Annotated in this window: 15 protein-coding genes and 1 pseudogene; 7 read left to right on the top strand and 9 right to left on the bottom strand. The window is 73.6% G+C overall.

The genetic code is table 11. The features are described 5' to 3' along the window. Both ABGB16_RS12730 and ABGB16_RS12725 read right to left on the bottom strand, forming a co-directional pair. The gene (locus tag ABGB16_RS12730; RefSeq protein WP_091462511.1) at positions 1-261 is read right to left on the bottom strand and encodes a hypothetical protein; all 261 of its coding nucleotides are present in this window, start codon (positions 259-261) and stop codon (positions 1-3) included. A 323-nt stretch (positions 262-584) separates the two neighbouring features. Further along, positions 585-968, bottom strand: coding sequence for a hypothetical protein (locus ABGB16_RS12725; RefSeq protein ID WP_347668218.1), 384 nt, complete (start codon positions 966-968; stop codon positions 585-587). A gap of 167 nt (positions 969-1135) precedes the next feature. Here ABGB16_RS12725 and ABGB16_RS12720 point away from each other — a divergent pair, with 167 nt between their 5' ends. Together ABGB16_RS12720 and ABGB16_RS12715 are read left to right on the top strand one after the other, a co-directional pair. Beyond that, on the top strand, positions 1136-3691 hold the full coding sequence (locus ABGB16_RS12720; protein WP_347668217.1) for an ATP-dependent Clp protease ATP-binding subunit: 2556 nt from the start codon (positions 1136-1138) through the stop codon (positions 3689-3691). A 193-nt stretch (positions 3692-3884) separates the two neighbouring features. Continuing rightward, entirely contained in the window at positions 3885-4235 is a 351-nt protein-coding gene (locus ABGB16_RS12715) for a DUF3140 domain-containing protein (protein WP_347668215.1), read from the top strand. Between the two features lie 123 nt (positions 4236-4358). Here the strand turns inward: ABGB16_RS12715 and ABGB16_RS12710 are convergent, their stop codons facing one another. The 5 genes and pseudogenes from ABGB16_RS12710 to ABGB16_RS12690 all read right to left on the bottom strand — a co-directional run bounded on the left by ABGB16_RS12710 (position 4359) and on the right by ABGB16_RS12690 (position 7706). Beyond that, a complete protein-coding gene (locus ABGB16_RS12710; RefSeq protein ID WP_347668214.1) occupies positions 4359-4595 on the bottom strand; it encodes a hypothetical protein in 237 nt (78 codons plus the stop codon). Positions 4596-4615: 20 nt separating this feature from the next. Next, positions 4616-5620, bottom strand: coding sequence for a LysR family transcriptional regulator (locus ABGB16_RS12705; protein WP_347668213.1), 1005 nt, complete (start codon positions 5618-5620; stop codon positions 4616-4618). 91 nt (positions 5621-5711) lie between these two features. Continuing rightward, positions 5712-6326: a hemerythrin domain-containing protein gene (locus tag ABGB16_RS12700; RefSeq protein ID WP_347668298.1), complete on the bottom strand. Its 615-nt coding sequence runs from the start codon at positions 6324-6326 to the stop codon at positions 5712-5714. A gap of 429 nt (positions 6327-6755) precedes the next feature. Beyond that, positions 6756-7499, bottom strand: a pseudogene (locus ABGB16_RS12695) (RNA-guided endonuclease TnpB family protein); the annotation flags it as partial. A gap of 9 nt (positions 7500-7508) precedes the next feature. Continuing rightward, entirely contained in the window at positions 7509-7706 is a 198-nt protein-coding gene (locus ABGB16_RS12690) for a helix-turn-helix domain-containing protein (RefSeq protein ID WP_347668212.1), read from the bottom strand. 144 nt (positions 7707-7850) lie between these two features. Between ABGB16_RS12690 and ABGB16_RS12685 the strand changes: the two genes are divergently transcribed. Both ABGB16_RS12685 and ABGB16_RS12680 read left to right on the top strand, forming a co-directional pair. Beyond that, the gene (locus ABGB16_RS12685) at positions 7851-9179 is read left to right on the top strand and encodes a M20/M25/M40 family metallo-hydrolase (protein ID WP_347668211.1); all 1329 of its coding nucleotides are present in this window, start codon (positions 7851-7853) and stop codon (positions 9177-9179) included. A 58-nt stretch (positions 9180-9237) separates the two neighbouring features. Then, positions 9238-9906, top strand: a complete 669-nt coding sequence (locus tag ABGB16_RS12680; protein ID WP_347668210.1) for a hypothetical protein — start codon at positions 9238-9240, stop codon at positions 9904-9906. A gap of 70 nt (positions 9907-9976) precedes the next feature. Here ABGB16_RS12680 and ABGB16_RS12675 read toward each other — a convergent pair whose 3' ends face one another. Further along, a complete protein-coding gene (locus ABGB16_RS12675) occupies positions 9977-10168 on the bottom strand; it encodes a DUF5703 family protein (RefSeq protein WP_347668209.1) in 192 nt (63 codons plus the stop codon). 100 nt (positions 10169-10268) lie between these two features. After that, positions 10269-11240 carry an aldo/keto reductase gene (locus ABGB16_RS12670; RefSeq protein ID WP_344750565.1) on the bottom strand — a complete coding sequence of 324 codons (972 nt, stop codon included), beginning with the start codon at positions 11238-11240 and terminating at the stop codon, positions 10269-10271. Between ABGB16_RS12670 and ABGB16_RS12665 the strand changes: the two genes are divergently transcribed. The 3 genes from ABGB16_RS12665 (at position 11239) to ABGB16_RS12655 (ending at position 13325) form a co-directional block, all read left to right on the top strand. Further along, on the top strand, positions 11239-11376 hold the full coding sequence (locus ABGB16_RS12665; RefSeq protein WP_347668208.1) for a hypothetical protein: 138 nt from the start codon (positions 11239-11241) through the stop codon (positions 11374-11376). The two genes, ABGB16_RS12670 and ABGB16_RS12665, sit on opposite strands and share 2 nt — an antisense overlap. A 63-nt stretch (positions 11377-11439) precedes the next feature. Continuing rightward, positions 11440-12492, top strand: a complete 1053-nt coding sequence (locus ABGB16_RS12660; protein WP_347668207.1) for an LLM class F420-dependent oxidoreductase — start codon at positions 11440-11442, stop codon at positions 12490-12492. Continuing rightward, positions 12489-13325: an undecaprenyl-diphosphate phosphatase gene (locus tag ABGB16_RS12655; protein ID WP_347668206.1), complete on the top strand. Its 837-nt coding sequence runs from the start codon at positions 12489-12491 to the stop codon at positions 13323-13325. The genes ABGB16_RS12660 and ABGB16_RS12655 overlap by 4 nt, the downstream gene beginning before the upstream one ends. Positions 13326-13465: the final 140 nt, after the last annotated feature.

Genomic DNA, 13465 nt, shown 5'->3' with positions numbered 1-13465 from the left:
CTACAGCGTGGAGACGTAGAGCTGCGCCTGCTCCACCGCGACCAGGGTCGCCGCCAGGCACTCCTCCAGCTCCTGGCTGGCCTGGGTCAGCGAGGCCTGCGCCGCCTCGACCGTCTCGTGACCGCTGCCCTCCAGCGCCCCGGCCAGGGTCTGTTGCGCCTCGGCCAGCTTCTCGCCGGCCGCCTGAACGGCTGTCTGTCCCTCGCCGATCTGTTGGAGGGCGACATCGATGGCTGCCTTCAGCTCGGCGACGCTCGCCACGGGACCTCCTGGGGGCGGGGAGATCTCCATTACAACCCATCCCCGTCGGGGAGAGAACATCCGCCCTGTCGCTGTTGCTGCCCCGGTGTCCGGTTGTGCCCCTGACGTGCGCGAAGTCGACTCCCCGGCCCGGGGGCGGTCCCGCCGAGGGATCGGCGGGTCCCGTCCACGGGACGACCCGGTCCCCCGGCCGGGCGGTGCCGGTGCCGCCATGTCGCCGACATGGCGGGGTCCGGGCGGCCCCGACACCGCCACGTCGCCGACATGGCGGGGCGGGGGCGGGGCATGGCGAGGCGGGGCACGGCGCGGCGCGAGGCCCGTGCCTACGCCTCGCCGCGCAGCCAGCGGGGGCCGTACACCTCGGCGCCGAGCGCACCCACCCGGCCGCGCAGCTGCCGGTCTGCCGTGACCACCAGCCGGCGGCGCCCCGGCGCCGCCCCGACCAACTCGACGATGGCGTCGTCGCCGGACCCCCTGGCGGCCACCACCCGGACGCCGGGCGCGCCGGGCACCCCCCGGGCCGCCCCCTCGACGACCAGCACGACCTCCGCCGGGCCGGCCAGTAGCGGCGGCACCCCCTGCTCGGCCACCGGAGCGAGGGCGTCGCGGAGCCGGGCGGTCGCCCCGGCCCGATCCCGCCACCAGCCGTCGGGGCGGGAGCCGACGACGTTGGCGGCGTCCACGATCAGCAACGGCCTCGGGTCCATGGCCCTCAGCCTGCCATCCGGGCCCGGAAGCGGCGCGCGGCGCCGCGCGGCCCGCCGTCGGCGGCGCCGGGAGCGGGCGTTTGCCGCGCCGACCGTCGGGTAGCCACGGCCGACCGTGCCGGCCCGACGGTACGGCGAGCGCGCCGACCCGACCGCGGAGGACAGAGATGATGGGACCCGGTGACTTCGGCTCCGACCCGTGGGACGAATTCCTGGCCCGGTACTTCGGCCGGGCCGAGGGTGGACGCCGGCCGGCGCACCGGGTCGACATCACCCGGCTGATGACAGCCGACGCGCGGGAGATGCTCGCCGACGCCGCCCGCCGGGCGGCCCAGCGGCGCAGCAACGACCTCGACACCGACCACCTGCTGTGGGCGGCGCTGCAGCGGGAGCCGTTGCGCGACCTGATCCGGCGGGCCGGCGCGGACCCCGACGCGCTGCTCAACGCGCTCGGCGGGCGCGGCGACGGCGCGCCGCGGGGTGAGGTGCCGCCGAACCTGTCGCTCACGCCGGCGGCGAAGCGCGCGCTGCTCGACGCCCACCAGCTGTCCCGGGCGATGGGCGCCAACTACATCGGCCCCGAGCACATCCTCATGGCCCTGCCGCTGAACCCGGAGTCGCCGGCCGGCCGGATGCTCGCCGCCGGCCGGATCCAGCCGGAGTCGCTGCAGGCGGCCAGCGCCGAGCGGGGCCCGCTGCCCGGCCCGCGGCCCGACCGGGGCACGCCCACCCTCGACCAGTACGGCCAGGACCTCACCGAGCTGGCCCGCAATGACCAGATCGACCCGGTGATCGGGCGGGCCGACGAGATCGAGCAGGCCGTGGAGATCCTCTCCCGGCGGACCAAGAACAACCCGGTGCTGATCGGCGAGGCGGGCGTCGGCAAGACCGCCATCGTGGAGGGGCTGGCCGAGCGGATCTGCGACGGCGACGTGCCCGAGACCCTGCTCGGCAAGCGGGTGGTGCAGCTCGACCTGGCCGGCCTGGTCGCCGGCACCCGCTACCGGGGCGACTTCGAGGAGCGACTGAAGAAGGTCATCGACGAGATCCGCGCCCACCGGGACGAGCTGATCATTTTCCTGGACGAGATCCACACCCTGGTCGGCGCGGGCGGGGCGGGCAGCGAGGGCGGCATGGACGCGTCCAACATGCTCAAGCCGGCGCTGGCCCGTGGCGAACTGCGGGTGATCGGCGCGACCACCCTGGACGAGCACCGCCGCAGCATCGAGAAGGACGCCGCGCTGGCCCGCCGGTTCCAGCCGGTGCTGGTGCCCGAGCCGACCGTCGACGACACCGTCGCCATCCTGCGCGGCCTGCGGGACCGCTACGAGGCGCACCACCAGGTGCGGTTCACCGACGAGGCGCTGATCGCCGCCGCCGAGCTGTCCGACCGATACATCACCGACCGGTACCTGCCGGACAAGGCCATCGACCTGATCGACCAGGCCGGCGCCCGGGTCCGGCTGCGTACCCGCACCCCCGCCGCCGACGTACGGGACCTGGAGCGGCAGCTCGACGAGGTGCGCCGGGACAAGGAGCAGGCGGTCGCCGACGAGCAGTACGAGCGGGCCTCCGCCCTGCGGGACCGGCTCGCCGACCTGGAGGGGCAGGTACGCCGGACCCGCGGCGAGGAGAACGGCGAGAGCCGGGTGCCCTCGGTCGGGCCGCAGGAGATCGCCGAGGTGGTCTCCCGGGCGACCGGCATCCCCGTCGCGCAGCTCACCGAGGAGGAGCGGGACCGGCTGCTGCGCCTGGAGGGCTACCTGCACGAGCGGGTCATCGGCCAGGACGACGCGGTCGGCGCGGTGGCCGAGGCGGTGCGGCGGTCCCGGACGGGGCTGGCCGACCCGGACCGCCCGATGGGCAGTTTCCTCTTCCTCGGCCCGACCGGCGTCGGCAAGACCGAGCTGGCCAGGGCTCTCGCGGAGGCGTTGTTCGGCGAGTCGGACCGGATGGTCCGGCTGGACATGAGCGAGTTCCAGGAACGGCACACCGTCGCCCGGCTCGTGGGCGCGCCGCCCGGCTACGTCGGGTACGAGGAGGCCGGCCAGCTCACCGAGGCGGTGCGCCGCCGCCCGTACGCGGTGGTGCTGCTCGACGAGATCGAGAAGGCCCACCCCGACGTGTTCAACATCCTGCTGCAGGTGCTCGACGACGGTCGGCTCACCGACAGCCAGGGCCGCACGGTGAACTTCAAGAACACCGTGCTGATCATGACCAGCAACCTGGGCTCGGAACTGATCACCGGCACCCAGCGGACCGTCGGGTTCGCGGGGGGCGGCGAGGGTGGCCGGCAGGAGAGCGACGAGCTGCGCGAGCGGCTGAACCGCCGGCTTCAGGAGAACTTCCGCCCCGAGTTCCTCAACCGCATCGACGAGGTCATCATCTTCCGCCGGCTGGAACAGCAGCAGCTGCGCCAGATCACCGAGCTGCTGCTGGAGGAGACCCGCCGCCGGCTGCACGCCCAGGACATCGAGGTCGACTTCACCGTCGCCGGCATCGACTGGATCGCCGAGCACGGCTACCAGCCGGAGTACGGCGCCCGCCCGCTGCGCCGGGTGATCCAGCGGGAGGTCGACAACCGGCTGTCCCGGATGCTGCTGGAACACGCGGTCTCGCCGGGGCAGAGGATCACCGTGGACGCCCGGCACGGGAACCTGGCCCTCGACGTGGCCGCCGGTGACCGGGGGCACACCGCCGCCGACACCTCCCACCCGCGATGAGCGAGCGGAGGCCGAAGATGACCGAGCCCGAGGAGGGCCGTGAGGAGACCGAACCCGAGTCGGAACGATCCAGGCCCATCGTGACCCCGCCGACGGCCAATCCCGGCCGGGTTCGGGTGCCGCCGGAGGGCGTGGGTCCCCAGCGCGGCGGCGAGCCGGAGCGACCCGGCCCGCCGTCCGGAGAGGAGGCGTGATGGCACGAGAGCAGCGGATCGACCCGGAGGTCGACGTGCTCTGGGACGACTTCCACGCCGAGGTGAACGTCCCCTCGGAGCAACTGCGGCGGTGGCTGCTCACCCGCGGCTCGGGGGAGGAGGCGTTCGGGCCGGACCCGGACCTCGGCCTGCCCGAGCCGGGCCGGCAGATCCTGCACGTGCTGGGCAAACGCAAGGTCGACCTGACCCGGGAGGACGTCGAGGTGATGCGGGAGACGGTCGACCGGATCCGGTCGCTGACGGCCGCGCGGCCCGAGCGCGGCAACGCCGACGACGAGTGGCGGCGTTCCCTGCTCGACCTCGGCCACGACGTGCTCGTCGAGCGCTGACGGCGGCGCGCCGTCCCGACAGGGCGCTGACGTCGGCACGCCGTCCCGACAGGGCGCTGACGTCGGCACGATCTCAGGGGTCCGCGGCACCGCCGCGGGCCCCCTGACGCACACCGCGCCGGGTCACTCGGACTCCATGGTGCCGATCTGCAGGCCGGCGGCGTCGGCGGCGGCCTGCCGCGCGCCGCGCGCCCGCTCCTCCCGGCTGAGCAGGGTGGCGTACTCGGTGAGGTCGGCCGGGTCGGGCACCTGCGGCAGGCGGCGGAGGAACGCCTCCACGTCCTGGGAGGCGGCGCTGTGCGCGGCGGCGGCCCGCCGCAGCGTCTCCCGGTCGTCCGGGGTCGGCTGGAGATCGGTCATGCGGGCTCAGTTACCCGCCGTCAGGCGGTTCGCACCCCGGAAGCGGCGCCTCCGGCCACCGGCCCCACCCGCCGGACCCCGAAGCCCGGGTTGCGCAGCAGCCAGGCCAGGTAGTCCGGGTGCGCGGCCAGCGAGTCCCGGTACGCCGCCAGGGCCGCCTCGAACACCTCGTCGGCGAAGTCCGCGCCCGCCGAGTCCGGGTGCCAGCCGAGCAGCAGCCGCCAGCGCAGGGGCGCCCCCGCCAGCCGCCGGGTCACCAGCCCGGGCACCGGGCGGAACGTGGCCTGGCACAGCGCGACCGCCACGCCGGCCTCCACCAGGTCCATGCAGCCGCGCACGTCGGCCTCGTACATCTTGCGCGGGGTGAAGCCGGCCCGGGCGCACGCGGCGGCGAAGCAGTCGCCGAAGCAGCCGTCGCCCGGGGCGGCGACCCACTGCTCCCGGCGCAGCTCCTCCAGCCGCACCTCGTCCCGGCCGGCCAGCGGATGTCGCTCCGGCAGCAGCACCTGCACCGGTTCGAGGGCCACCTCCCGCCAGGTCAGCCCATACCCGACCGGGGGGACGGCGTCGCCGCAGACGCCGAGCAGCACGTAGTCCAGCCGGCCACCGCCGACCTGCTGGGCCAGACCGTCGGCCGACCAGGAGGCGTACGTGGTGATCTGGGCCTGGGGGTGCTCGGCGGCGAGCCGGCGCACCAGCGGCCCGAGGATCGGGCTGTTCACCCCGCCGAAGCGGTACCGGGCGGGGGTCGGGCCGGCGCCGGCCAGCCGGGCCGCCTCGTCCTGCAGCCCCTGCATGGCCGGCAGCAGCACCCGGGCCCGGGACAGCACCAGCTCGCCGAGGGCGGTGGGCCGGGCGCCCCGCCGGTCCCGCTCGAACAGCGGGCCGCCCAGCGCCCGCTCGATGCGTTGGAGCTGGGCCGTGAGCGCCGGCTGGGCCAGGCCGAGCATCGACGCCGCCTTGGTCACGCTCCCCGTCTCCGCGATGGCGCAGACCACCCGCAGGTGTCGCAGCTCCAGATTCATACGGTGACGGTAGGACCACCGAGGCGATCGGCGGAAGGGTTGGAACGGATCGGGCTCGGCCGATATCTCTGGCTGTCCGGCCGGTGTCGCCTCAGGCCGGCGGCTGGTCCAGGTCCGACAGGTAGGTCGGCCGGCCGGTCACCGCGTCGCGCACCTTGTCCACCACGCCCAGCGCGGGCTCGACGACACGGTTCCACGGCGGGGTGCCGGGAGCGCCCGGGTGCGGTCGCGTCGGCGCGGCCTCCTCGGCGATCTCCCACCGGTTGCCCAGCCGGATCAGCTCGGCCTCGGTGGCCACCTCCCGCAGCGCCGCGAGCAGGGGGGCGACGGCGTCGACGTGCCGGCGTACCCGGTCGGCGACCGCGGCCAGCGCGGGGTCGGCCGGGCCGGTCAGGGCCTGGAGGGCGGTCAGCAGGTCGGCGTCCGCGGCGATCTCCCGGTCCACCTGGCCCGACCGGTCCGGCAGCGCCGCCCGGGCGGCGGGGAACAGGTACTGCTCCTCCGCCGACAGGTGCCGCGACAGCGCGGCGGTCAGCACCTCGACCGCCTCGCGCAGCCGCTCCGGCGCGATTCCCGGGTCGGTCATCCGGTACGACAGGTCGCGCAACTGCCGATGCTCGCGCTCGACGATGTCAACGAGGCTGCGCCCGCCGGGTCGGTAGCCCTCCTCGGGCACGGGCGGCAGCGGGGGCAGGGGAACGGTCATGCTGGTGCCCTCCTCGGTTGGCGGGCGGGGCGCCCCCGGGGTGGGGAGGGGGTGCCCGGCGGGGCGTGGGACGGCAACGGCGGTACCCGCGCCGCGCCCGGGCGAAACGGGGGCGCCGGCCGGGGCGCCCCGGCCCGGCCCGGCTGGTATGAAGAAGCGTTGACATCCTCCCCGTCCTAATGGGCGGGGGTTCCCGTGGTCGCCCTTGGGTTTTCCTGCTTCATCGCCGGTCGCCCCGTCCGGGAGGACTCCCCTTGAGGTCTTACACCAGCTCCACAGGCAGACACCGCCAGCCCGGCGGCCAAAATGTTGCGGGCCGCGTTGACGTCGCGGTCGTGGGCGGCGCCGCACCGGCACGTCCACGTCCTTACGTTCAGCGGCAGCTTCTCGGCCAGCTTCCCGCAGGCCGAGCACAGCGGAGGACGGAAACCAGCGGTCGACGGTGATCAGGTCGCGTCCGTACCAGTTGGTTTTGTACTCCAGCATGGTGCGGAACTGCCGCCACGCCGCGTCCGAGATGGCACGGGCCAACGTATGGTTGGTGACCATGTTGCGGACGGTCAGGTCCTCGATCACGATCGTTTGGTTGTCACGAACGAGTCGAGTGGTCAGCTTGTGCAGGTGATCCCGGCGCCGGTCAGTGATCCGGGCGTGGACGCGGGCGACCTTCAGCCGTGCCTTGGCCCGGTTGTGGGAGTCCTACTCCTTACGAGCCAGCGCCCGCTGGGCGCGGGCCAGCCGCGCCCGGTCGGCGCGTTCATACCGCGGGTTGACGACCTTCTCCCCGGTGTAGAGGGTGAGCAGGCTGTCGAGCCCGGCGTCGATCCCGACCGCGCCGGACGTGGGGGCAACGTTGACCCGGTCGTCGCACAGGAGGGACACGAACCAGCGTCCGGCCGAATCCTGCGACACGGTCACCGTCGACGGTGTCGCCCCGTCGGGCAGCGGCCGGGACCACACGATGTCCAACGGTGCGGTCATCTTCGCCAACGTCAACCAGCCGTCACGGTAGCGGAACGCGCTGGTGGTGTACTCCGCCGACTTCCGGGACTTCTTCCGGCTCTTGAACCGGGGGTAGCGGGCCCGGCCGGCGAAGAAGTTCGTGAACCCCGTCTGGAGGTGCCGCAGCGCCTGCTGCAGCGGTACCGACGACACGTCGTTGAGGAACGCCAGTTCGTCGGTCTACTTCCATCCGGTCAGCATCGCCGAGGTGGTGTTGTAGTTGATCCGCTCCTGGCGCAACGTCCACGCCTCGGTGCGAGCGGCCAACGCCAGGTTGTAGACCTTCCGGACGCAGCCGAACGTGCGCGCCAGCTCAGCGGCCTGCCCGCCGGTCGGGTAGAAGCGGTACTTGAACGCCCGCTTCACGGCCTTGGTCACGCCTCACGAACTAGCAAGCCAACCAGTGAACGTAACGTTGGCGCGCCGGTCCGCCTGGGCGGCGCATCGGCTGCCCCTGCCCTGCTCTGCAGGGTTCGGTTTCCTTCCCGGCCTGAAGGTCGGGTATCCACGGAAGGTGATCTGATGACGAGCGACCCCGCCCCCGCCCGACCCGATCCCACCGACGAGGTCGTCGACCTCTGCCGCGACCTGCTGCGCATCGACACCACCAACACCGGGGACAACGAGACCAGCGCCGGGGAACGCGCCGCGGCCGAGTACGTCGCGGCGAAGCTGGCCGAGGTCGGCGTCGACGCCGAGATCCTCGAGTCCGCCCCGGGCCGGGCCAACGTCGTCGCCCGCATCCCGGGTACCGACCCCGGCCGGGACGCGCTGCTGGTCCACGGCCACCTCGACGTGGTGCCCGCCGACGCCGACGAGTGGTCGGTGCACCCGTTCTCGGGGGAGATCCGCGACGGCTACCTGTGGGGCCGGGGCGCGATCGACATGAAGGACTTCGACGCCATGGTGCTGGCCGTGCTGCGGCACTGGCAGCGCACGGGTGTCCGCCCGGCCCGCGACATCGTGCTGGCCTTCACCGCCGACGAGGAGGCCGGCAGCGACTACGGCGCGCACTACCTCGTCCAGCGCCACCGCAGCCTCTTCGAAGGTTGCACCGAGGCGGTCGGGGAGGTCGGCGGCTTCTCGTACTCGATCGACGAGCAGCAGCGGCTCTACCTGATCGAGACGGCCGAGAAGGGCATCGACTGGCTGCGGCTGCACGCCAAGGGCCGGCCCGGCCACGGCTCGTTCGTCCACGACGACAACGCGGTGACCGCGCTCGCCGAGGCGGTCGCCCGCATCGGCCGGCACCGCTTCCCGGTCACCGTCACCCCGACCGTGCGGGCCTTCCTCGAGGAGGTCTCCGACGCGCTCGGCATCGAGGTGGACCCGAACGACCCGGAGACGGCGATCGCCAAGCTGGGCCCGATCGCCAACATCATCGGCGCGACCGTCCGCAGCACCGCCAACCCGACCCGGCTCGCCGCCGGCTACAAGGACAACGTGATCCCCGGCCGGGCCACCGCCACCATCGACTGCCGCAGCCTGCCCGGCCAGTCGGAGATGCTGGAGGCGCAGCTGCGCGAGCTGATCGGCCCGGACATCGACATCGAGTACATCCAGCGCCAGCCCGCCCTGGAGACCACCTTCGACGGCGCACTCGTCGAGGCCATGTCGGCGGCGCTGCGCGCCGAGGACCCCGGCGCCCGACCCGTGCCGTACATGCTCTCCGGCGGCACCGACGCCAAGGCCTTCGCCCAGCTCGGCATCCGCTGCTTCGGCTTCGCGCCGCTGCGGCTGCCCGCGGACCTCAACTTCTCCGGCCTGTTCCATGGCATCGACGAGCGGGTACCGGTGGACGGACTACAGTTCGGCGTGCGGGTTCTCGACCGGTTCCTCCGGTCCTGCTGACCGTGTCCGCCGCCCGACCGCCCGGCGCGGACCATCCCCCACTGCGAAGGGAACGCACATGACCGACCAGCACGGGGAGCTGGATGCTGCCCTGGAGCGGGTGATCGACGCCGCCCGCCGACACCTGGCCGCCGTTCGGGCCGCCGAGGGCCGCATCGACGACGACGACGTCTGGCAGGCGTACGTCGCCCTGAACAACGCCTCGTTCGCGTACGACGAGCTGCTGCTCGACGCGTTCGGCGAGGTCACCCCCTGGGACGTGGAGTCCATCGATCCCGACGAGGTCGACGAGCGCCTCGCCGGCGGGCCGGAGGGCGCCGAGCCGACCGACCCGCACCCCCGGGTCATCTCGGTGCGCCAGCGCCGCGACTACCGGGTCCCCAGCGTCTCCGCCCTGATCCGCGTGGCCGAGGCGGCCCGCCGCGAGGGCACCCCCGAGGAGGACGAGCCCGCGCCCGTTGAGGGCGTCGGCGAGGCCGTGCTGGAGCTGCTGCAGAGCGGCGACGGCTCGCTCAGCGCGCTGGACGTTCCCGAGCTGGAGCCGCTCGACGGGGTGGTGATGGTCAGCGAGGTGGGCAGCCCGGTCGACCTGGAGTCCTTCGACGACGACGACGCGGTGGGCCCGTTCCAGCCGGCCGCCGACGACCGGCTCATCGGCCGCCTCGACGAGCACCCCTTCCTCGACGTCGACGACGAGGAGCACGACCACGCGGGGCACCGCCACTAGGCCGCGAACGCCCCGGGGCCCGACCATCCGGCCGGATCCCGGGGCGACGCCGTACGGCGGCGACCCGACGTCAGTACGACAGGCCGGGCTGGGGCTGGTTGACCCGGCGGCGCCGCAGCACGATTTGCCGCGTGCCGTCCCGGTACAGCCGCACCCGGGCCAGCTCCCATCCGGAGAACTCCGCCTGGATCGCCAGCTGCGCCGCGGCGGTCAACCGGTCGACGTTCGAGGGCAACCGCAGCGGCGCGTATTCGTAGTCCATGCGCTCCATGCTGCCCAAACCCGGGGGCCCACCGCCACCCCCGGCGGCGTGACGCCTTCCAGGACGCGCGCCACCGCGGCCCGGAGGCGGCCGGCCCGGCTCAGCCGTCCCGTTCCGGGTAGCCGACCGGCACGGCCGACACGTCGTCCAGCGCCACGATGATCTCCTCGGGCAGGGTCATCCGCTCTACCTGCAGCGCCCCGAGCAGCTGCCCGACCGTCCGGGCGCCCAGGATCGGCGCGGTCACCCCCGGCCGGTCCCGGATCCAGGCCAGCGCCACCTCCAGCGGCGACACCCCCAGCCCGCCGGCCGCCGTGGCCACCGCCTCCACGATGCTCGAGCAGCGCGGCTCCAGGTACGTCGCCACGAACCGCTCGAAGTGCGGCGACGCCGCCCGCGAGTCCGCCGGCCGGCCGTGCCGGTACTTGCCCGTGAGCACCCCCCGGCCGAGCGGCGACCAGGGCAGCACGCCCAGACCCAGCGCGGCGCAGGCCGGCAGGACCTCCCGCTCCACCCCCCGCTCCAGCAGCGAGTACTCCACCTGGGCGGCCACCACCGGAGCCCGCCCCGGCCAGGCCGCCTGCCACGCCGCCGCCCGCGCCGTCTGCCAGCCCGAGAAGTTCGACACCCCCACGTAGCGCACCCGGCCGCTGGCCACCGCGTGGTCCAGCGCCGCCAGGGTCTCCTCCAGCGGGGTGTCCGGGTCGTACCCGTGGACCTGCCACAGGTCGACGTGGTCCGTGCCGAGCCGGCGCAGCGAAGCGTCCAGCGTACGCAGCAGGTGGCCCCGGGAATTGTCCCGGCGCCGGCCGCTGCCGGGCCGCAGCCCCGCCTTCGTCGCGATGAGCACCTCGTCGCGGGGCACCAGGCTGCCCAGCAGCGACCCGATCACCGACTCCGCGTCCCCGTCGCCGTACACGTCGGCGGTGTCCACCAGGTTGCCGCCCGCGTCGAGGTAGCTCTTCAGCTGGGCGGCCGCGTCGTCGGCGTCGGTGTCCCGGCCCCAGGTCATGGTGCCGAGCGCGAGCCGGGAAACCGCCAGCCCGCTTCGGCCGAGCGGTCGCTGTTGCATGGTTGAACCTTATTTCGAACCCGCCGCCGCCGATATCCTCGCCTCCGTCAAGTTCCTGCTCGCCCTCCCGGCCGGGGTCCGGCACCCGGCCCGTCCGGCCCGCCCCATGGTGCGCGGCGTTCGGGTGAGCCGGTGATCCGCCGCGCCGCCGGCATTGCGTAACCTGGTGCGACCTTGTGGTGCGGGATGGGGAGGACCAGTGCGACTCGGGCTCAGCCTCGGATATCAGACAGCGTGGAGCACACCGGCCGACCACCTGGCGCTCGCCCAGGAGGCGGACCGGCTCGGCTACTCGGTGGTGTGGGCGGCGGAGGCCTACGGCTCGGACTCGCCCAGCATGCTGGCCTGGATCGCGGGCCAGACCGAGCGGATCGACGTGGGCAGCGCCGTGATGCAGATCCCCGCCCGCACCCCGGCGGCGACCGCGATGACGGCCGCGACGATCGACACGCTCTCCGGCGGCCGGTTCCGGCTCGGCCTGGGCGTCTCCGGCCCCCAGGTCTCCGAGGGCTGGCACGGGGTACGGTTCGCCAAGCCCCTCGCGCGCACCCGGGAGTACGTCGACATCGTCCGGCTCGCCATGGCGCGCAAGGAGGTCGCGTACGACGGCGAGTTCCACACGCTGCCGCTGCCCGACGGCCCGGGCAAGGCGCTGCGGCTGGGCTTCCACCCGACGCGCGAGCGGATCCCGATCTACCTCGCCGCCGTCGGCCCGAAGAACCTCGAACTGGCCGGCGAGATCGCCGACGGCTGGCTGGCAATCTTCTACGCCCCCGACTTCGCCGACGAGCAGCTCGCCGCCGTCCGCGCCGGGCGGGCGAAGGCCGGCAAGGAACTGGCCGGCTTCGACGTGGTGCCGTCGGTGCCGGTGGTGGTCGGCGACGACGTCGCCTCCTGCGCCGAGCTGGTCCGCTGGTACGCCGCGCTCTACGTGGGCGGCATGGGCAGCCGGCAGCAGAACTTCTACAACCAGCTCGCCACCCGGATGGGCTACGGCGACGCGGCCCGCGAGATCCAGGACCTCTACCTGGCCAAGCGGCAGCGCGACGCCGCCGCCGCGGTGCCGTTGGAGTTCGTCGACCGCACCTCGCTGCTCGGGCCCAAGCAGCGCATCGCCGAGCGCATGCGGGAGTACGCGGCCGCCGGGGTCACCACCCTGTCGGTGACCCTCTTCACCGCGGACCGGGACAGCGGCGTGCAGACCCTGCGTACGGTCGCCGAGGCGCTCGAGCTCTCCGGGGTGGGCGAGTGACCTGGGTGGAAGCCATCGTCCTGGGCATCGTCCAGGGCCTGACCGAGTTCCTGCCGGTCAGCTCGTCGGGGCACCTGCGGATCACCTCCGCGCTGTTCTTCGAGCGCGACGCCGGGGCCTCCTTCACGGCGGTCACCCAACTCGGCACCGAGGCCGCCGTACTGATCTACTTCGCCAAGGACATCTGGCGCATCGCCCGCACCTGGCTCGTCGGGATCGTCGACCGCTCGGTCCGCAGCAGCCTCGACTACCGCATGGGCTGTTACGTCATCATCGGCTCCATCCCGATCGGGCTGTTCGGCTTCCTGTTCAAGGACGCGATCCGCGAGACGGCCCGCAACCTGTGGGTGGTGGCCACCACGCTGATCGTCTTCGCGTTCGTGCTGGCGTTCGCCGAGTACTGGGGCCGGCAGTCCCGCACCCTGGAGCACTTCCGGATGCGCGACGGCGTCGTCATGGGCTTCGCCCAGGCGATGGCCCTGATCCCCGGCGTGTCCCGCTCCGGCGGCACGCTCACCGCCGGCCTGCTGCTCAACCTCACCCGCGAGGCGGCGGCCCGGTACTCGTTCCTGCTCGCCATCCCGGCCGTGGTGATGTCCGGGGTGTTCAGCATTCCCGACGTGTTCGAGCCGTCGGCGCCCGGCACCGCCGCGCCGAGCGGGGCGCAGATGGTGGTGGCGACCCTGGTCGCCTTCGTCATCGGCTACGCCGCCATCGCCTGGCTGCTGCGTTACGTCGCGCACCACACCCTGTACGTCTTCGTGCTGTACCGGGTCGCGGTGGGCACCCTGGTCCTTGCCCTCCTGATGACCGGCACCATCGCCGCTACCTGAGGGCTGGTCGCTGTTCGCTGGCTGGTGGTTGCTGGCTGCTGGTGGTTGCTGGCTGCTGTTGGGGCTGGTTGCTGTTGGGGGCTGGGGGCGACCGTGCCCGGCTCCGGGCGGTCAGGCTTGATCCCTACGCCGGGCACGGT

Origin of the sequence: Micromonospora sp. B11E3 (assembly GCF_039871625.1) — a bacterium.
Taxonomy (GTDB): domain Bacteria; phylum Actinomycetota; class Actinomycetes; order Mycobacteriales; family Micromonosporaceae; genus Micromonospora.
This window is presented reverse-complemented; position numbering and strand designations above follow the sequence as displayed.